Source organism: Nocardioides sp. P86, from assembly GCF_023712465.1.
GTDB lineage: Bacteria > Actinomycetota > Actinomycetes > Propionibacteriales > Nocardioidaceae > Nocardioides > Nocardioides kribbensis.
Genome location: NZ_JAMAYE010000001.1, coordinates 1,060,813 through 1,079,448 on the forward strand (window position 1 = coordinate 1,060,813; position 18,636 = coordinate 1,079,448).

Genomic DNA, 18,636 nt, shown 5'->3' on the forward strand with positions numbered 1-18,636 from the left:
CTCAGAGCTCCAGCTCGTCGGCGAGGGCCCGCAGCAGCTTGGCCGTCGGACGCGCGGTGCGCGCGTCGGGGTGGCGGCCGTGGCGGTAGGCCTCGCCCACGCCGTCGAGCAGCGTGATGAGGTCCTCCACGATCGGCGCCATCTCGTCGGGCTTCTTGCGTCGTGCCTGCGACTGGTTGCGCGCCACCGAGGTCGGGGCGTCGAGCACGCGCACCTGGAGGGCCTGCTCGCCGCGACGACCCTGCGCCACCCCGAACTCCACCCGGGTGCCCGGCTTGATCGACGTCGTGCCGGCCGGGAGGGCGTCGGCGCGGACGTAGACGTCGTCGCCGCCGTCCTGGGAGAGGAAGCCGAAGCCCTTCTCCGCGTCGAACCACTTGACCTTGCCACTGGGCACGGCGACTTCCCCCGTCAGCTCTGCGTCGGGCCCCTGCGGACCGACCGACGGGAAGGATATGTGGGGCCCGGTGAGCCCCGCCATCGGGTTCAGAGCAGCTCGGGCGCGAGGGTCGAGACCCCCACGACCAGGCCCGCGAGGTTGGCCGCGAGCAGCACCAGCACCCACACCACGACCGGCAGCCGGGTCAGCCGGGCCAGCTGGTCGGGGTCGGAGCCCCGGCGTCGCGCCGCCCCCGCGCCCAGCAGCTCCAGCAGCGGCCGGGGCGAGGCCAGCAGCAGCAGCCAGGCGATGAGGTACGCCGCCACCGCCTGCGCGGTCGGCCCGCCGGCCCAGGAGACCACGCCGACGCCCGCCCCGAGGACGACCAGGGCCAGGGCGCCGTACAGGTTGCGGACCCAGAGCAGCATCAGCGCCGACAGCACCACCAGGCCCCACAGCAGGGCGAGGCTGCGCCCCGCCGCGAGCGCGAGGGCGGCCCCGAGGCCCAGCAGCGCCGGGGCGAGGTAGCCCGCGGCCAGCATCGCCACCATGCCCGGACCACGGGGACGGCCCCGCGACAGCGTCACGCCGGAGGTGTCGGAGTGCAGCCGGATGCCCTGCAGCCGGCGCCCGACGAGGACGGCGACGAGGGCGTGGCCGGCCTCGTGGACGACGGTGACGGCGAGCCGGACCCGCGGCCAGGTGCCGGGGGCGAGCACGAGCAGCGCCGCGACAGCACCGGTGAGCAGCACGAAGCGGGCCTCGGGCACGGGCTGGCGCGAGGTCACGTCGCCCCAGAGCCGGGCCCAGGTGTCCCCCGTGCTCACCGCCAGCGCTCGGGGTCGGGCAGGGCGTCGTTGAGCCCGCCGGAGCGGAAGCCGCGCTCGGCCACCTCCGCGTGGGCGAAGCCGGCCTCGCGCACCCGGGCCAGCACGGCGCCGGCGAGCACCGACGGCAGCGGGAGCAGGGCGGCGTCGACCTCGACCGAGGCCCGGTCCTCCCCCAGGTCGCGCACCCGCAGGTCGCGCAGCGGGAGCCCCGCGCCCGTGACCGACTCGCGCACCGCGGCCTCGGCCCGCTCGATGCGCGCCAGCCGGTGGGGGGTGACCTCGACGCCGTAGGCGACCCGGGAGGACAGGCAGGCCGCCGCCGGCTTGTCCCAGGTGGGCAGGGCCCAGCGACGCGAGACCTCGCGCACCTGCGCCTTGGTGAGGCCGGCGTCGGCGAGCGGGGTGAGCGCCCCCCGCTCGGCGGCGGCGCGGATGCCGGGGCGGAAGCCGGCGACGACGTCGTCGGCGTTGGTGCCCGTGGCGACGTGCTCGACCCCGCGCTCGCGGGCCAGCGGCACGAGCACGTCGAGCAGCTCGGCCTTGCAGAAGAAGCACCGGTCGCCGTCGTTGGCGCGGTAGCCCTCGCGCTCCATCTCGTGGGTGCGCGGGGTGAGCACCTCCACGCCGAGGCCCTCGGCGAAGGCGCGCGCGGGGTCGCGCTCGACCGCGGGCAGGGAGTCGGAGTAGCCGGTCACCGCCAGCACCCGCCCGGGCCCGAGGGCCCGCACGGCCGCGGCCAGCAGCAGGGCGCTGTCGGCCCCGCCGCTGTAGGCCACGGCCAGCGACCCCAGGTCGGCCAGCCGGGCCTCGAGCGCCGCCACCCGCGTGGTCAGCACGTGGTCGTCGAGCCACCCGGGGAAGTCCTCGAGGCTGTCGAGCACCACGTGGGTGCCGGCGTCGAGCAGCTCCTCGCGGGTGCAGCCGCCGGTGAGCACCGAGACGCTCGTGGCCCCCGCGGCCAGCGCGCCCTCGACGTCGTGCACGTGGTCGCCGACGTAGACGCCCGCGCCCTCGCGGCGCAGCGCGGTCGCCTTGCCCGCGCCCCAGACCCACCCCTCGAGCACGTCGACGTCGAGTCCGAGGTGCTCGACGTGGCGCCGGGCGTTGTCGGGGAACTTGCCGGTCACGACCACGATGCGGCCGCCGTGGCGGCGCACGGCCGCCAGCGCCTCGTGGGCGCCCGGCAGCACGGGCGTGGTGGTCACGGCGTGGTCGGGGTAGAGCGCGCGGAAGCGGTCGCCGGCCGGACCCACCGCCTCGGCCGGCAGGTGGGGTGCGAGGAGCTGGTCGAGCGGGGGGCCGAGCCGGGCTGTCATCTCCTCCACCGGCAGGGCGACGCCCAGCTCGTCACCGAGCACGCGCAGCAGCGCACGGAAGCCGGGGGCGGTGTCGATGAGGGTCATGTCGAGGTCGAAGCCGACCACCGGCGGCACGGCGGAGGGCGTCGGGGGCATGCCAGGAGCCTACGTGCGCGCACCCCTCGCCCCCCGCCTGTGGGGTTCGCCTCCCGCTGCGCCCGGCTGTCGGTCACAATGGGTGGTTCCCGCCCCTGCTCCCCGCCCCCGCGCCCGCCCCGCGACCCACCGACGAGGACCCCGTGACCACCGCCCGCCGCTCCCGCAGCCACCGCGCCGTCCGTCGCGCCGTGGCGGCCGCGGTCGCGCTGGCCGGGGCCGCGGCCCTGGCCGGTCCCGCCCCGGTCGCCGCTGCGCAGGACGGCACCGACCTGTGGCTGGTCACCCTCGCCGGACCCGGCACGGCCGGCGACACCTCCCCGCTGCCCGAGACGATGCTCGAGCTGAGCATGCGCGGCCAGCAGGACGCCGTGCTCGCCGCCGTCGGCGCCCCGGAGCCGGTCTACCGCTGGACCTCTGCGCTCAACGGCGTCGCCGTGCGCCTGACCCGGGCCCAGGCCGACGAGATCGCCGCCCAGCCCGGCGTCGTGGCCACCGAGCGCGACACCGTGCGCCCCCTGGCCGCCGCGCCCGGCCGCGGCAGCGCCACCGAGCGGCTGGTGCCCTCCGGACGCCAGCGCGGAGGCGCCGGCGTCGTCATCGGCGTCGTCGACTCCGGTCTCAGCCCCGACAGCCCCGCCTTCGCCTCGGTGCCGGGCCTGGGTGAGCGGCCCGCGCGCTTCCGCGGCGACTGCTCGCAGTCCGCCGACTGGGGCGCCAGCGCGTGCAACGGCAAGGTCGTGGGCGGCTCCTGGTTCCTCGCCGGCTTCGGCGAGGACGCGGTGCGCTCGGCCTCCTCGCTCTCCCCCCGGGACGACGACGGCCACGGCACGCAGGTCGCCTCGATCGCCGCCGGCAACGCCGGGGTCGCCGTGCGCGTCGACGACGACGAGCTCGGGTCCTACGCCGGCGTCGCGCCGCAGGCCAGGCTGGCGGTCTACAAGGCCTGCTGGACCGCGCCCGACCCCGCCGACGACGGGTGCTCCACCGCCGACCTGGTCTCGGCGGTGGACCGCGCCACCCACGACCGCGTCGACGTGCTCAACCTCTCGGTGGGCGGGAGCCCGGGCTTCGACGTGCTCGAGCGCGCCCTGCTGGGCGCGGCCGAGCAGGACGTCGTGGTGGTGGCCGCCGCCGGCAACGACGGCGAGCGCGCCTTCGCCTCCCACCCCTCGCCCTGGGTGACGACCGTGGGCGGCACCACCGGTCCCGACCGCCGCGGGAGCGTGGCGCTCGGCGGCGGTGGCCCCGTGGTCGAGGGCCTGATGGCCTCGCCGCGCGACGTCGGGCCGGCACGGCTCGTGGTCGGGGCCGACGTCAGCGCGCCGGGTGCCCGCATCGACGACGCCCGCGTGTGCGCGCCCGGCAGCCTCGACGCTGCGCGGGTGACCGGTGCCGTGGTGCTGTGCGACCGCGGCCGGGTGGGCCGGGTGGACAAGTCCGCGGCGGTGGAGCGGGCCGACGGCGTCGGCATGGTGCTGGCCAACGTGCGGCGCCAGTCGCTCGACACCGACCTGCACAGCGTGCCGACGGTGCACCTCGACCGCGCCGACGGCGACGCCGTGCGCACCTGGTCGCGCTCCCACCCGCTGGCCCGCGTGACCCTCACCTCCCTGGGCACCGACCGCGCCGCGTCGCAGGTCCTGGCGTGGTCGGGCTCCGGCGACCCCGCCGGGGCGGTGGTCAAGCCCGACGTCGTGGCCCCGGCGACCGGCGTGCTCGGCGCCGTGCCCTCCGACGTCCGCGGCACCCGGTGGGCCTTCGCCTCCGGCACCTCGGCCGCCACGGCCATCACCAGCGGCACCGCCGCCCTGCTCGTCGACCGGCGCGGGTGGTCGGCGACCGCGGTGCGCTCCGCCCTCGCCACCAGCGCGGCGCCGGTGCGCGGCACGTCGCCGCTGCGGGCCGGGGCCGGCCGGGTCAGGGCCGAGCGCGCCCTGCGCCCCGGGCTGGTCTACCTCACCGACCCCGCCGACTACCGCGCCTTCATCGACGGCCGGCTCGCCGGACGCGACCCCGAGCAGGTCCTCAACCTGCCCTCGGTGCTGCTGGGTGCCGAGGAGCGCCGCACACGACGCACGATCACCAACGTCGGCGGGCGCGCCCTCTACTTCTCCTCCTCCGCCCGCGGCTTCGCCCACCACCGCGCGGTGGTCACCCCGGCCGCCGTGCGCCTCGACCCGGGCGAGTCGGCCCGCTTCACCCTGACGCTGACCGCACGCCCCGGGGCGCCTCGCGGCGACGACGGCACGGTCGTGTGGCGCGGGGGCGACGGCACCCGCGCCAGCATCCCGGTCGTCGTCAGCCGCTGAGCGCCGGGCCCCTCAGGCCAGGCCCAGCGCCTTGGCGCTCTCCTCGCGCATGGCGACCTTGCGGATCTTGCCGGTGACGGTCATCGGGAACTCCTCGACCACCATGACGTAGCGCGGGATCTTGTAGTGCGAGAGCCGTCCCGAGGCGAAGGCCCGCACGGCGGCGGCGTCGAGGGGGGCCGCACCGGGTCGCATCCGCAGCCAGGCGCACAGCTCCTCGCCGTACTTCTCGTCGGGGACGCCGACGACCTGGACGTCCTCGACGTCGGGGTGGGTGTAGAGGAACTCCTCGATCTCGCGCGGGTAGATGTTCTCCCCGCCGCGGATCACCATGTCCTTGATCCGGCCGACGATCGTGCAGTAGCCGTCCTCGCGCATCTCGGCGAGGTCGCCGGTGTGCATCCAGCCGTCGGCGTCGATCGCCTCGGCCGTCTTGGCGGGGTCCTCCCAGTAGCCGAGCATCACGCTGTAGCCGCGGGTGCACAGCTCACCGGGCCGGCCGCGCTCCACGGTGAGCCCGCTGACCGGGTCGACGACCTTGATCTCCAGGTGCGGGTGGACCCGGCCGATGGTGGCGGTGCGTCGCTCCAGGTCGTCGTCGTCACGGGTCTGGCAGGAGACCGGGCTGGTCTCGGTCATGCCGTAGGCGATCGACACCTCGCTCATCCCCATGTCGTCGATGCAGCGTCGCATCACCTCGACCGGACAGATGGAGCCGGCCATGATCCCGCCCCGCAGCGCGCTCAGGTCGTGCGCGTCGATGTCGGGGAGGCTCTGCATGGCGATGAACATCGTGGGCACGCCGTAGAGCACGGTGCACCGCTCGTCCTGCACCGCGCGCAGCGTGGTGGCGGCGTCGAAGCCCGGCGCGGGGATCACCATCGTCGCGCCGTGGGTGGTGCAGCCGAGGTTGGCCATGACCATGCCGAAGCAGTGGTAGAAGGGCACCGGGATGCACAGCCGGTCCTCGTGGGTCAGGTTGATCGCCTCGGTGACCATGAAGCCGTTGTTGAGGATGTTGCGGTGGCTGAGCGTCGCGCCCTTGGGGTAGCCCGTCGTGCCGCTGGTGTACTGGATGTTGATGGCGTCGTCGGGGCGCAGCCCCGCCTGCCGCTCGGCGAGGGCCTCGGCTGCCACCGCCTCCCCCGCGGCCACCAGGTCGGCCCAGTCGTCGGTGTCGACGTAGACGGCCCGCTCCAGCGCGGGACAGTCCCCGCGGACCTGCTCGACCATGGCGCGGTAGTCGCTGCCCCGGTAGCTGCTGGTCGCCAGCAGCAGGCGCATGCCCGACTGCTCGACCGCGTAGGCCAGCTCGTGGGTGCGGTAGGCGGGGTTGACGTTGACCAGGACGATCCCGGCCTTGGCCGTGGCGAACTGCACGATCGTCCACTCCGCGCAGTTGGGCGCCCACATGCCGACCCGGTCGCCGGGCTCGAGGCCCGCGGCCATCAGCCCGCGGGCCACCGCGTCGACGTCGCGGTCGAGCTCGGCCCAGGTCCACCGGCGCCCGGTGGCGACCTCCACGAGGGCCTCGCGCTCGGCGTACGTCGCGGCCGTGCGGGTGAAGCTCTCCCCGATGGTCTCCTCCAGCAGCGGGGGCGTGGTCTCTCCGGCGGCGTAGGACTCCATGGGAGCAACGTAACGCCCGTCACGTTGTCGCCGGGTTGGCGCCGGCCGCGGCCGGGGCCCCGACGACGACGGACCCCGCCGATCCGGTGATCGACGGGGTCCGAGGAGGACGGGCGGGTCAGCTCGAGCGACCGACCTTCACCGTCATGTTGCCGTTCTTGGCCACCTTCACCACGCGGATCGTGGTGCCGGTCTGCGGCACGTCGACGCCGAACCAGCCGGGCTGGTAGAAGCCCGGGTGGGTGCCGACGCCGTGCTCGTCGCTGTCGAACCACCACGGGCGGGTGTCGTCGAAGACGGGCTGGGCGCGTCGCGCCGGGACCGTGAACTCGCGGCCCGCGTTGCTCAGGGTCTGGGCCTTGATGCGGCGCAGGCCGAAGGCGGAGTCGGCGGTGTTGACCCGGGTGCGGGCCAGCGTGTCGTCGGCGTAGTGGACGAAGTCCGGGTGCGCGTCGACCGGCAGGACCTGGCCGGAGCCGGGGTGGTCACCGACGTTGTTGTCGGTGTAGGAGGTGTCCCAGTAGGAGATGAGGGCACCGGGGGCGTAGCGGAAGAACTCCACGGTGTCGGGCTTCTTCTCGAGGTCCGGGAAGTTGTAGAGGTGCTTCAGCTGCTTGTCGCGACCGACGTACTGCCGGTTGTCGACGATGTAGGCGTTGAGGAACTCCTCCACCTCGGTGCCGGTCGAGGTCGTGAACCCGTCGAGCTCGAAGGCGGTGTCGCCCTCCTCGGCGGTGCCCACCGTCTCGCCGTCGACCGCGACGTTGTCGACCGCGAAGCCCGGGAGCACGAAGGCGCTGTCGGTGCGGTAGCGGAAGCGGATCGTGTCGGTGTCGGCCGGCAGGGTGGCGGTCAGGTCGACCCAGGCCCCGTCGGTCGTGCCCGAGATGCCGGTGCCGTCGGGGTTGAGGCCGCTGGCGTCCTCGCCCTCGAAGCTGACGCTGGTCGGCACGCCGGCGAAGGTCTCGCCGCCGTCGCTGGAGGCCTCGAGGTAGGCGTAGTCCCAACCCTCCTCGATGTCGTAGCGCGTCGTGGCGGTGAGCTCGCCCCCGCCGTCGACGGCCGCGGTCATGCGGGTGTCGAGGTCGTTGCCGGAGGTGGAGTAGTAGAACCGCTCGCCGCCGTCGGCGGCCGGCTCGCCGAGCTGGGAGACGACCTCCTTGTCGGGCAGGATCGTGATCAGGCCGTTGGCGGCGCTGCCCGAGGTCGACTGACCGGGTCGCAGCACGTGGGTGGAGCTGCGTCCGGCGCGGGCGACGTCGTAGTCGAGCCAGCCGAGCTGGAACTTCTCCCAGGCGCCGAAGGGCTGCGGGCGGTCGCCGATGCCCGGGTCGCCCGGCAGCGTGCCGCGCGACTGGCTCATCAGGCTCCAGAACTCCACGCTGTTGGAGGCGCCGCCGGTGTTGCCGGAGGTGTCGTAGAGGTCGGGCAGGCCGAGGTCGTGGCCGAACTCGTGGGCGAAGACCGACAGGCCGCCGTTCTCGGGCTGGATGGTGTAGTCGCCCACCCAGACACCGGTCGGGTTGTCGGGGATCTGCACGTTGGCGCCGCTGGCGTCGGAGACGCCGCCCTCGCCGACGTTCACGCCGCCGAGCTGGGCGCCGTCGGCCGGGCCCGTGCCGAGCGGCTCGATCTGGGCGTACCAGCGGTGGCTCCAGATGGCGTCCTCGCCGTAGGTCGGGTCGCCGTCGGCCTCGTCGCCGCCGGCGTGCACGACCTGGAAGTGGTCGATGTAGCCGTCGGGCTCGGAGAAGTCGCCGTCCTCGTCGAAGTCGTAGCGGTCCTGCTGGTCGAAGGTCTTGAGGTAGGCCTGGATCTGCTCCATCGACTGGCCGGCGTCGAGCCGGTCCTGGGTCCACTGCGCGAGGCCGTCGCGGATGAGGAACCAGGTGTTGTTGCAGACGATGTCGCCGCAGGTGTTGCGGCCGTAGCGGGCCTGGTTGAAGGGGACCTTCACCCAGGCGGTCACGTCGCCGTCGACGGAGTACTCACCGGAGGACTGCTGCTCGTAGAACGTGCGCATCCGGTTGAAGTACATGTCGCGGTAGTGCTTGCGGTCGTAGTTTGCCTGCCACAGCGTGGAGTTGTCGGTGGCGCGGTCGGGCTTCGGGATCTCGTTGTGGAGCGGGCCGTCGTAGGTGGTGGCCGGCTCCTGGCCCTCGGTGGTCCCACCGTCGGGGTAGGCGGAGTGGCGGGTGTCGCCGAACTCCGCCAGCACGACGAAGATCTTGTCGGTGCCGGACTGGGCCACGCGGCCGTAGGTGTCCTTGCCGATCTTCTGGCTCTCCCCCGAGCCGCCGTTGCGCAGGCGCTTCTCCACGGCGACCTGGCGCTCGGCCTCGTACTTGGCCTGCCAGGGCATGGTGAGGGAGTCGGTGGGGCGGGGCGCAGCGGCCTCGCCCGACGGGGCCGCCGAGGCGGCCGGGGCAGCCGGCGCGGCGCCGGACTGCGAAGCGGTCAGCGGCAGCGCGAGCGCTGCGGCGACCAGTGACGTGCTCGCGACGACGGCGAGTCTGGACCTGCGCAAAGTCATCCTCCTGGGACGGTTCCGAGTGGCGCTCCAGCGCCCGAGACAGGCCGCTCGGCGAGCCCCGTCGGATCACGGCAGGGTCGGGCGGTCGACCTCGTGCAGTCGACACGCCCGACCCCGGGCACCGGAAGAGGCACAGGCCATCGTTACCGAGTCGTGACCGGTCCGCAGCCCGGCCGACCCGGGGGTCACGACTCGCGCGAGACGTCCATGGAGCGGTCGCCGAAGCGGACCTTGTCGCCCGGCAGCAGCGTGACCGCCTTGCCCGCCGACAGCTCGCGGGTGACACCGGAGCGCACCAGGATCGAGCCGTTGGTCGAGCCGCGGTCCATGACCACCAGGGCGCCGTCGGGGGCGACGAGGAACTGGGCGTGGGTCTTCGACAGCGACATGTCGGAGGAGGGCAGGGGCACCAGGTGGCGCACGTCCTCCCCGCCTCGGGCCTGCGGCCCGCGACCGACCAGGGCGAGGCCCTCGACGACGAACGACTCCCCGGTGTCGAAGGCGACCCTCCAGCGCGCGGGGGCCGTGGTCGGCGACGACGGCGGGGCGGCGGGCGGTGCGGGCTCGGTGCGGATCCGGCGCCCCGCGGGGGGCGACGGGGGCGGGGGCGGCGGCGCCTGGGGGGCCCGCGGTGCCCGAGGGGCCTGCGCGGGCTCGGCGCGGGCCGGGGCGGGCACGGCGGCCGGGGCAGGCGCGGGAGCGGTCACCGGCTCGGGCTCGGGCGCGGCAAGGCGCAGCGCGGTGAGGTTGACGACGGCGCGCGGGCGCTCGGCCTCGCTCTCGACCTCGGGCGCGGGCCGCACGTCGACGACCACCGAGTGCCCCAGGTGGTCGTGCCAGCCGCGACGCCGGGCGCTGGCGTCCATGACCGCGGTCCACGCCAGCGTCGCCACCCCGAGGCCGAAGGTGGGCAGGGCACCCACGCCGAGCACGAGCTGGCGCACCAGCGCACGGCCCACGCCGATGGGCTCGCCGGTGCCGACGGCGACGACGCGCAGGCCGACGGCGGCCTTGCCGAGCGACACCCCCCGCAGGCCCAGCACGACCGCCGAGGCGAGCGAGACGACCAGCACGACCCCCACCACGGCGAGCACCGCCACGAGGGTGCCCGACCCGTCGGCCAGGAACGCCCAGGCGGCCCAGCCCGCGGCGGCGTAGAGACCCCACGCCACGAGGCGGTCGAGGGTGAAGGCGTAGAAGCGGCGGTCGAGCTCGGCCGCGGGGAAGCTGGTGGGAGCCGCCTCGCGGGCGGACACGTGGGACACCTCGACGCGCCTCAGGGCCGGGTGACCTGGATGGTCACGCCGTCGCCGAGGTCGATGAGCGCTCCGGGGATCAGCTGCACCGGGATGCCGGGCTGGAGCGACTCCGAGGGCAGGCCGGGCTGCACCAGCACGGTGCCGTTGGTCGAGCCCATGTCGGTGACGACGGCGCTGCCATGGTCGGCCCCCGACCCGGGGCGCACCTCGAGGTGGGTGGAGCTGATCTCCTGCTGCGGGCTCGGCACCGTGACCAGGCGCGGCTGCTCGGTGGAGGTGAAGCGCCGCGCCTCGGGGGCGCGGCCGACCAGGACCACCCGGTCGACGTCGACGGTGTCGCCGCTCGACACGACGAGCCGTGCCACGGGACGCGAGGTGACCGACGGCGCCTGCGGCTGGCCGGGGATGCCGGCCTGGGGACGCGCGAACTCGTCGGGGTCCCAGCTGCCGGCGCGGGTCATGCCGTCGTGGTCGTGGTCGGCCGGCGGCGGGTCGGGCTGGGGGTCGGGCTGGGGCTCGGGAGTCGGGTCGGGCTCGGGGGCCGCCGGCGGGGCGCTGGGCGGCGGGCTCGTCGGCGCCCACGCGGGGGGCGCCGGCGGCGCGGGAGGGAGGCTGTCGAAGCGCTCGGTCGGCAGGTCCTCGTACGCCGGCTCGACGGGCTCGGCGGCAGGCTCCGGCTCCGGCTCCGGCTCCGGCTCGGCCGCGGGCCCCGGCTCGGGCTCGTCGGGCACCGCGGCCTCCGCCGCGGCGGCGACCACCGGCGAGGGCTCCTCCTCGACCTGCGGCACCTCCGCGGGGGCGGGCACGTCGACGGGGGCGGGGACGTCGAGAGGCGCCGGCACGTCGAGCGGTGCGGCGGGCGCGGCCTCGACGGAGGCGGGTGGGTCGTCGACGCGGGCGACGCGCACCAGCCCGGGGCCGATCACGAGGTCGGGCCCGGCGGCGTCGCCGGAGACCGACACGGTGGTGGCGGTGACACCGGGCAGGGAGCGCTCCACCCAGGTCGTGGCCGCGGTGCCGTCGAGCTCGACCACCTCTCCCCCCGCGGTGAGGGTGCAGGTGACCGAGCCGCGCACCACGGCGCGGGTCGTGCCGTCGACCTCGCTGACGAGCACGAAGCCCGGCAGGTGGCGCAGGCCGCCGGCGATGAGGGCGTCGAGGACGGCGTCGCCGTCGGCGCCGTCGTCGACCATCTCCCACAGGGCGGCCACGCGGCCGCGCTCGGAGGGGGGCAGGGCCACGAGGACGTCGGGGCCCAGCACGGCGTACCAGTCGCCGGGACGGTAGGACCGGGGACGCGAGGGGGAGGGGGTCACGGCAGGGCTCCCAGCTTCTGCTCCAGGCTCACGCGCTGGCGCTCGGAGTCGTAGGGGTGGTCGTGGGCCAATCCCACCACATCGACGACGACGGCGGTGGCGTTGTCCTTGCCCCCGGCGGCGACGGCGGCGCGCACGACCTGCTCGGCCGCGTCGCGGGGGTCGGCGGCGGCGGCGAGGATCCGCGCGACGTGGTCGTCGCCGATCATGCCGGTCACCCCGTCGGAGCACAGCAGGAGCCGCTCGACGGCCGGCAGGGGCAGCAGGAAGTAGTCGGCCTCGGCGCCCTCGGTGGCGCCGAGGGCGCGGGTGATGATGTGGCGCTCGGGGTGCACGGCGGCGTCGTCGGCGGTGATCGTGCCGGCCTCGACGAGCTCCTGCACGACGCTGTGGTCGACGCTGACCTGCTCGAGCACGCCCTCGCTGAAGCGGTAGATGCGGGAGTCACCGAGGTTGGCCAGCAGCCACTTGGTCTCCCCGGCGTCCTCGACCAGCAGGGCGACGACGGCCGTCGTGCCGGCGTGGAAGGAGCCCGCGCCGCCGAGGCGCTGGTGCGCGCCGTACTGCTCGATGCGCTGCTGGCAGGCGGCGAGGGTGGCCGCGACCACCTCCGCGCCGCGACGGGGGTCGTAGCCCTCGTCGGCCAGCCGGGCGAACTCCTCGACCACGATCGCGCTCGCGACGTCGCCGCCGTCGTGGCCGCCCATGCCGTCGGCCACGACGAAGACCGGAGGCGCGACGAGGAAGGAGTCCTCGTTGACCTGGCGCACCAGCCCGACGTCGGTGGCCGCCCCGTGCTGCAGCTCGACCTGTCCCAGGGGGCTCATCGGCGGACCGACGCCCGCGACGAGGACCGGGTCGGTAGCGTGGGAGGGATGTCCGAGACGGGGTACCGATCGTTGGCCGACCAGCTGCGCGCCTGGTCGGACGAGCGGCTGTCCCGTCTGCTCGTCGCTCGACCCGATCTCGCCACTCCCGCCCCTCAAGACTCCAGCCAGCTCGCCTCGCGGGCTGCCACCCGGTCGTCGTTGCTGCGCACGCTCGACCAGCTGTCCCGGCTCGAGCTCTGCGTCCTTGATGCCCTCGTCGTCGCAGGTCAAACCACACCCGACGAAGTCGCCTCGCTGGTGCACGCCGACCCCGCCCGGGCCCGTGCCGCGCTCGAGCACCTCGTCGACGTGGCGCTCGTCTGGGAGTCGACGTCGGGCCCCCGTCCGCTCACCGGCGTGGCCGACCTGCTCACCGGCGGCGGCGACGTCGGGGTGAGCGGCCTGCGCCCGCGCAGCCAGCCCGCGCCCGACCCGGCCGCGGTCGCGTCCCACCTGGCCGCCCTCTCCCCCGCGGCGCGCGCGATGCTCGACCACGTCGCCGCCCAGGGCGGCGAGGCGACCACCGGCGCCGCACGCCACACGGTGCTGCCCGAGGACGCCACCACCCCCGCCGAGGAGCTGCTGTCGCGCCGCCTGCTGGTGGCCCGCGGCGGCGGCACCGTGGTGGTGCCCGGCGAGGTGGGCCTCGCGCTGCGCGGCGGGCGCACCACCACCGAGCCGGTCGACGCCGTGCCCGAGCTGGTCATCTCCGAGCGCGACCAGGCCCTCGTCGACCGCACCGCCGCCGGCGCGGCCTTCGACGCCGTACGACGCACCGAGCTGCTCCTCGACGCCTGGGGCACCCGGCCCCCCTCGGCCCTGCGCAGCGGCGGTCTCGGGGTGCGCGACCTGCGGGCCGCGGCGCTGCTCCTCCACGTCGACGAGGCGACGACCGCACTGCTGGTGGAGACCGCCGTCGCGGCGGGCCTGCTCGCGACCGGCGTCGGCGCCGACGGGGCGCCGGCCTGGCTGCCCAGCGACGACTACGACGCCTGGGCCGCGCGGCCCGCGGCCGACCGGTGGCGCCGGCTCGTCACCGCGTGGCTCGACAGCCCCCGCCTGCCGGGCATGGTGGGCAGCCGCGACACCGCGGGCAAGGCGTGGAACGCCCTGTCGCCCGACCTCTCGGGGGTGCACGTCGTGGAGACGCGCCGGATGACGCTGGAGGCGCTGGCCTCGGCCGGGCCGGGGCGCGTGCTGGCCAGCGGCACCGGGCCGCCCTCGCTGCACGCGCGGCTGTCGTGGCTGCGTCCGCGCCGGCCCCGCACCCGCACCGAGCAGGTCGGCTGGGTCGTCGCCGAGGCGGCCGCGCTGGGCCTGACCGGCCTGGGCGGGCTGGCCGGCTTCGCCCGCCCGCTCGTCGCCGACGAGCCGGACCGCGCGGCGGCCGAGCTCGCGCCGCTGCTGCCCGAGCCCCTCGACCACGTGCTGCTGCAGGCCGACCTGACGGCGGTGGCCCCCGGGCCGCTGGAGTCGGCGCTCGCGCGACGCCTCCAGGTCGTGGCCGACGTGGAGTCGCGCGGCGGCGCGACCGTCTACCGCTTCACCCCCGGCTCCGTGCGGCGCGCGCTCGACACCGGCTGGACCGCGGTGGAGCTCCACGACTTCCTGGGCTCGGTCTCGCGCACGCCGGTGCCGCAGCCGCTGACCTACCTGGTCGACGACACCGCACGGACCTTCGGCTCGGTGCGGGTGGGGCACGCCGAGGCCTTCCTGCGCGCCGACGACGAGACCGCGCTCTCGGAGATCCTCGGCCACCCGCAGGCCGCGGGCCTGGAGCTGCGCCGCCTGGCCCCGACGGTGCTGGTCTCGACGCTGCCGATCGACCTGCTGCTGCCCCGGCTGCGCGAGCTCGGTGCCGCGCCGGTCGTCGAGGCCCCCGACGGCACGGTCCACGTGGCCCGCCCCGACCAGCTGCGCGCCCGCACCCCCCGCGAGCGTCGCTCGCCGGGCCAGCGCGACGCCCGCGAGGGCGCGCGCGTGGCCGCGGTGGTCACCGCGGTGCGCTCGGGCGACCGCGCCACCAGCACCCGGCTCCAGGCGCCCGCGAGCGCCCTGACCCCGTCGGGCTCGCTGGCGGCGCTGCGCGAGGCGGTCGAGCTGGGGCTGAGCGTGCTCATCGGCTACGTCGACAACCACGGCACCCGCACCGAGCGCATCGTCGACCCGCTCGCGGTGGAGGGCGGCCAGCTCACCGCGCGCGACCACCGCGTCGACGACGTGCGGACCTTCGCGGTGCACCGGATCACCACGGTCAAGCCCGTCGAGCCCGGCGCCGCCGACTCGTAGGCTGGGCGCCATGGACGTCGCGGGCCACGCCGAGCAGGCCGCCCGGCTGGTCAACGCCACGGTGCTCGACGTCGACGACCTCGTCGCGGTGCTCTCGGAGCGCCCCGCGCTGGCCGCGCGGGTGACCGACCGCGACTGCATGCTCGTGCGGCGGCTGCAGCGCGACCTCGACCCCGTCTTCCGGGCGGCCGCCGAGGGCCGCGACGCGGCCGCCGTCGAGGCCCTCGACGCCCTGCTGGCCGCGCACCCGGTCACCCCGCGGCTCACGCCCGACCCGCACGCGCCCTCGGGCCTGCGCCTGGCCGTCGGGGGTCGCTCCGACGCCGTGGCCGAGCAGCTCCTCGCCGAGTCGCTGGTGGGCCTGGCCACCCTGGTGGCCGACCTCGGCGCCGCCCGGCTCGGCGTGTGCGGGGAGCCGCGCTGCTCGCAGGTGTGGGTCGACACCTCCTCCAACCGCTCCCGGCGCTACTGCTCCGGGCGGTGCGCCTCGCGGGTCCACGTGGCCGCCCACCGCGCGCGACGGCGTACGCCGGCCTGAGCCGACCGCCCGCCGCCCGGCGGCTCCGTAGACTCGCCAGGTGAACGACGGCCCCCTCATCGTCCAGTCCGACAAGACCCTGCTGCTCGAGATCGACCACGAGCGGGCGCAGGACTGCCGCAAGGCGATCGCCCCCTTCGCCGAGCTCGAGCGCTCCCCCGAGCACGTGCACACCTACCGGCTCACGCCGCTGGGGCTGTGGAACGCACGCGCCGCGGGCCACGACGCCGAGCAGGTCGTCGACACGCTGCTGGAGTACAGCCGCTACGCCGTGCCGCACTCGCTGCTGGTCGACGTGGCCGAGACCATGGCCCGCTACGGCCGGCTGCGCCTGGAGAAGCACCCGGTGCACGGGCTGACCCTGGTCAGCTCCGACCGCCCCGTGCTCGAGGAGGTGCTGCGGGCCAAGAAGATCGCCGGCATGATCGGCGCCCGCCTCGACGACGACACCGTGGTGGTCCACGGCTCCGAGCGCGGCAACCTCAAGCAGGCGCTGCTCAAGCTGGGCTGGCCGGCCGAGGACTTCGCCGGCTACGTCGACGGCGAGGCCCACCCCATCGACCTCGACGAGAGCGAGTGGCACCTGCGCGACTACCAGCGCGACGCCGCCGACTCCTTCTGGCACGGCGGCTCCGGCGTCGTCGTGCTGCCGTGCGGCGCCGGCAAGACGCTGGTCGGCGCGGCCGCGATGGCCCACGCCAAGGCCACCACGCTGATCCTGGTGACCAACACCGTCTCGGCCCGGCAGTGGAAGGACGAGCTGGTGAAGCGCACGTCGCTCACCGAGGACGAGATCGGCGAGTACTCCGGGGCGATGAAGGAGATCAAGCCGGTCACCATCGCGACCTACCAGGTGCTCACGCTGCGCCGCAAGGGCGCCTACCCCCACCTCGAGCTGCTCGACGCCCGCGACTGGGGCCTCATCGTCTACGACGAGGTGCACCTGCTGCCCGCGCCGATCTTCCGGATGACCGCCGACCTCCAGGCGCGCCGGCGCATCGGCCTCACCGCGACCCTGGTGCGCGAGGACGGCCGCGAGGGCGACGTCTTCTCCCTCATCGGGCCCAAGAGGTACGACGCGCCCTGGAAGGACATCGAGTCGCAGGGCTGGATCGCGCCGGCCGACTGCGTCGAGGTGCGGGTCTCGCTGCCGACAGACGAGCGGCTGGTCTACGCCACGGCCGAGCCCGAGGAGCGCTACCGCCTGGCCGCCTGCACCCACCACAAGGTCGACGTGGTGCGCGAGCTGGTCGCCCAGCATCCGGGCCAGCCCACCCTGGTCATCGGGCAGTACATCGAGCAGCTCGACGAGCTCGCCGCGGCCCTCGACGCCCCGGTCATCAAGGGCGAGACGACGGTCAAGGAGCGCCAGCGCCTCTTCGAGGCCTTCCGATCGGGCGAGATCGGCCTGTTGGTGGTGAGCAAGGTGGCGAACTTCTCCATCGACCTGCCCTCGGCCGAGGTGGCCATCCAGGTCTCCGGCTCCTTCGGCTCGCGCCAGGAGGAGGCCCAGCGCCTGGGCCGGCTGCTGCGGCCCAAGAGCGAGGGCAAGACCGCGCACTTCTACACGATCGTCTCGCGCGACACCGTCGACGCGGAGTTCGCCCAGAACCGCCAGCGCTTCCTGGCCGAGCAGGGCTACGCCTACCGCATCGTCGACGCCGAGGACCTGCCCGCCTGAGGAGGCCCCCGCCGGGGCCGCCCGCCGGGGCCGCCCGCCGGGGCCGCCGGCCGGGTCAGCGGCCGCGGCGGGCCCGGCGCACCAGCCACACGACGAGACCGAGCACCGCGAGCACGGACACGACGGCCACGGCGATCTCCGCCGGGGCGGGCAGCAGCGGGTCGAGCCCGCCGTCGTCGGTGACGGTCAGGAGGCGGTCGGTCGGCAGGCGCATGGGCGCATCCTCGCCCGCCGCGCCCCTGCACGCGCAAAACCGGGGGTGCAACCCGATTCCTGCTCCGTAGCGTCGCCGGTCGCCGGCCACCGTGGTCGGCGACCGATCAGGGGAAGGACGATGGAGAAGATCACCCCGAAGCTCCTCAGCTGGGCTTCCATCCTCGAGGACACCACCCGCGAGCAGGCGATGACGACGGCGCGCATGCCGTTCATCCACCCGCACCTCGCGCTGATGCCCGACGCGCACCTGGGTCTGGGGGCGACCGTCGGGTCGGTCATCCCGACCCTCGGCGCGATCATGCCCGCCGCCGTCGGCGTCGACATCGGCTGCGGCATGATCGCCGTGCGCACCCAGTGGACGGCCGACCGGCTGCCCACCGACCGGCGCCCCGTGCGCGAGGCCATCGAGCGGGCGGTGCCGCTCTCGGCCGGCGGCGCCAACCGCCGGGTCAGCCGCGAGCACACCCGGGAGCGGCTCGAGCTGCTGACCCGCCTCGCCGAGCAGGCCGGCTTCGAGCCGGCGGCGTACGCCCGGCGCTGGGAGCTCCAGCTCGGCACCCTGGGCTCGGGCAACCACTTCATCGAGGTGAGCGTCGACGAGGAGCAGCGGGTCTGGCTCTTCCTGCACTCGGGCTCGCGCGGGGTGGGCAACCGCATCGCGCAGCACCACATCGCCGTCGCGCGCGACCTCTGCGAGCGCTGGTGGGTGCCGCTGCCCGACAAGGACCTCGCCTACCTCGTCGAGGGCACTGCGGAGCTCGACGCCTACGTCGCCCAGATGCGGTGGGCGCAGACCTACGCGCTGCTCAACCGCGAGGAGATGATGGACCGCGTGGTGCGCCAGGTCGAGGAGTGGGTCGGCGAGGCTGTGGTGCGCACCGAGGAGATCAACTGCCACCACAACTACACCGAGCGCGAGCGGCACTTCGGTCGCGACGTGTGGCTCTCCCGCAAGGGCGCCATCAACGCCGAGGCCGGTCGGCCGGGGTTGATCCCCGGGTCGATGGGCACCGCCTCCTACGTCGTCGTCGGCAGGGGCGACCCGGTCTCGCTGCACTCCGCACCCCACGGCGCGGGGCGGGAGTACTCGCGGGCACGGGCCCGGCGCACCTTCACCCGCGAGCAGCTGCGGGAGGCGATGTCGGGCATCGAGTGGCGCGACTCCGAGGCCTTCCTCGACGAGATCCCGGGGGCCTACAAGGACATCGACCGCGTCATGGCCGACGCCTCCGACCTGGTCGAGGTCAGGCACGTGCTGCGGCAGGTGGTCAACGTCAAGGGCGACTGAGCCAGGCCTACGGCGACTGGTACGTTGTTGCGCATTGTTCGCA

General features: G+C 75.3%; 14 protein-coding genes. 5 read left to right on the forward strand and 9 right to left on the reverse strand.

The window, feature by feature from the left end; all coding sequences use genetic code 11:
- Nucleotide 1: 1 nt before the first annotated feature.
- The 3 genes from M3673_RS04965 to M3673_RS04975 form a co-directional block, all read right to left on the reverse strand.
- Complete coding sequence (locus tag M3673_RS04965) at nt 2-397, reverse strand: cold-shock protein (protein ID WP_056862058.1); 396 nt, start codon at nt 395-397, stop codon at nt 2-4.
- Nucleotides 398-486: 89 nt separating this feature from the next.
- The gene (locus M3673_RS04970) at nt 487-1,206 is read right to left on the reverse strand and encodes a M50 family metallopeptidase (RefSeq protein WP_251532390.1); all 720 of its coding nucleotides are present in this window, start codon (nt 1,204-1,206) and stop codon (nt 487-489) included.
- Complete coding sequence (locus tag M3673_RS04975; RefSeq protein WP_251532392.1) at nt 1,203-2,663, reverse strand: HAD hydrolase-like protein; 1,461 nt, start codon at nt 2,661-2,663, stop codon at nt 1,203-1,205. The genes M3673_RS04970 and M3673_RS04975 overlap by 4 nt, the downstream gene beginning before the upstream one ends.
- 143 nt (nt 2,664-2,806) lie before the next feature.
- Between M3673_RS04975 and M3673_RS04980 the strand changes: the two genes are divergently transcribed.
- The gene (locus M3673_RS04980; RefSeq protein ID WP_251532394.1) at nt 2,807-4,975 is read left to right on the forward strand and encodes a S8 family serine peptidase; all 2,169 of its coding nucleotides are present in this window, start codon (nt 2,807-2,809) and stop codon (nt 4,973-4,975) included.
- Between the two features lie 12 nt (nt 4,976-4,987).
- Here the strand turns inward: M3673_RS04980 and M3673_RS04985 are convergent, their stop codons facing one another.
- The 5 genes from M3673_RS04985 to M3673_RS05005 all read right to left on the reverse strand — a co-directional run bounded on the left by M3673_RS04985 (nt 4,988) and on the right by M3673_RS05005 (nt 12,539).
- Nucleotides 4,988-6,604 carry an AMP-binding protein gene (locus M3673_RS04985; RefSeq protein WP_251532396.1) on the reverse strand — a complete coding sequence of 539 codons (1,617 nt, stop codon included), beginning with the start codon at nt 6,602-6,604 and terminating at the stop codon, nt 4,988-4,990.
- A gap of 118 nt (nt 6,605-6,722) precedes the next feature.
- The gene (locus M3673_RS04990) at nt 6,723-9,131 is read right to left on the reverse strand and encodes an immune inhibitor A domain-containing protein (RefSeq protein WP_227489017.1); all 2,409 of its coding nucleotides are present in this window, start codon (nt 9,129-9,131) and stop codon (nt 6,723-6,725) included.
- Nucleotides 9,132-9,322: 191 nt separating this feature from the next.
- On the reverse strand, nt 9,323-10,402 hold the full coding sequence (locus tag M3673_RS04995) for an RDD family protein (protein WP_251532398.1): 1,080 nt from the start codon (nt 10,400-10,402) through the stop codon (nt 9,323-9,325).
- Nucleotides 10,403-10,413: 11 nt separating this feature from the next.
- Nucleotides 10,414-11,712: an FHA domain-containing protein gene (locus tag M3673_RS05000; RefSeq protein ID WP_251532404.1), complete on the reverse strand. Its 1,299-nt coding sequence runs from the start codon at nt 11,710-11,712 to the stop codon at nt 10,414-10,416.
- A complete protein-coding gene (locus tag M3673_RS05005) occupies nt 11,709-12,539 on the reverse strand; it encodes a PP2C family serine/threonine-protein phosphatase (protein WP_251532407.1) in 831 nt (276 codons plus the stop codon). The genes M3673_RS05000 and M3673_RS05005 overlap by 4 nt, the downstream gene beginning before the upstream one ends.
- 48 nt (nt 12,540-12,587) lie before the next feature.
- On the opposite strand from M3673_RS05005, the gene M3673_RS05010 reads away from it, so the two are divergent.
- Genes M3673_RS05010 through M3673_RS05020 form a run of 3 tightly spaced genes read left to right on the forward strand, consistent with a single transcriptional unit; the run spans nt 12,588 to nt 17,089 of the window.
- Nucleotides 12,588-14,870: a helicase C-terminal domain-containing protein gene (locus M3673_RS05010; RefSeq protein WP_251532409.1), complete on the forward strand. Its 2,283-nt coding sequence runs from the start codon at nt 12,588-12,590 to the stop codon at nt 14,868-14,870.
- 10 nt (nt 14,871-14,880) lie between these two features.
- Nucleotides 14,881-15,408 (forward strand): CGNR zinc finger domain-containing protein, encoded by a 528-nt coding sequence (locus M3673_RS05015; RefSeq protein WP_056862049.1) that lies wholly within the window; start codon nt 14,881-14,883, stop codon nt 15,406-15,408.
- A gap of 40 nt (nt 15,409-15,448) precedes the next feature.
- Entirely contained in the window at nt 15,449-17,089 is a 1,641-nt protein-coding gene (locus M3673_RS05020) for a DNA repair helicase XPB (protein WP_056862048.1), read from the forward strand.
- 55 nt (nt 17,090-17,144) lie between these two features.
- On the opposite strand, the gene M3673_RS05025 is transcribed toward M3673_RS05020, so the two are convergent.
- Entirely contained in the window at nt 17,145-17,303 is a 159-nt protein-coding gene (locus M3673_RS05025) for a hypothetical protein (RefSeq protein ID WP_156718289.1), read from the reverse strand.
- Nucleotides 17,304-17,423: 120 nt separating this feature from the next.
- On the opposite strand from M3673_RS05025, the gene M3673_RS05030 reads away from it, so the two are divergent.
- Nucleotides 17,424-18,593 (forward strand): RtcB family protein, encoded by a 1,170-nt coding sequence (locus M3673_RS05030; RefSeq protein ID WP_251532410.1) that lies wholly within the window; start codon nt 17,424-17,426, stop codon nt 18,591-18,593.
- The last annotated feature ends 43 nt before the right edge of the window (nt 18,594-18,636 follow it).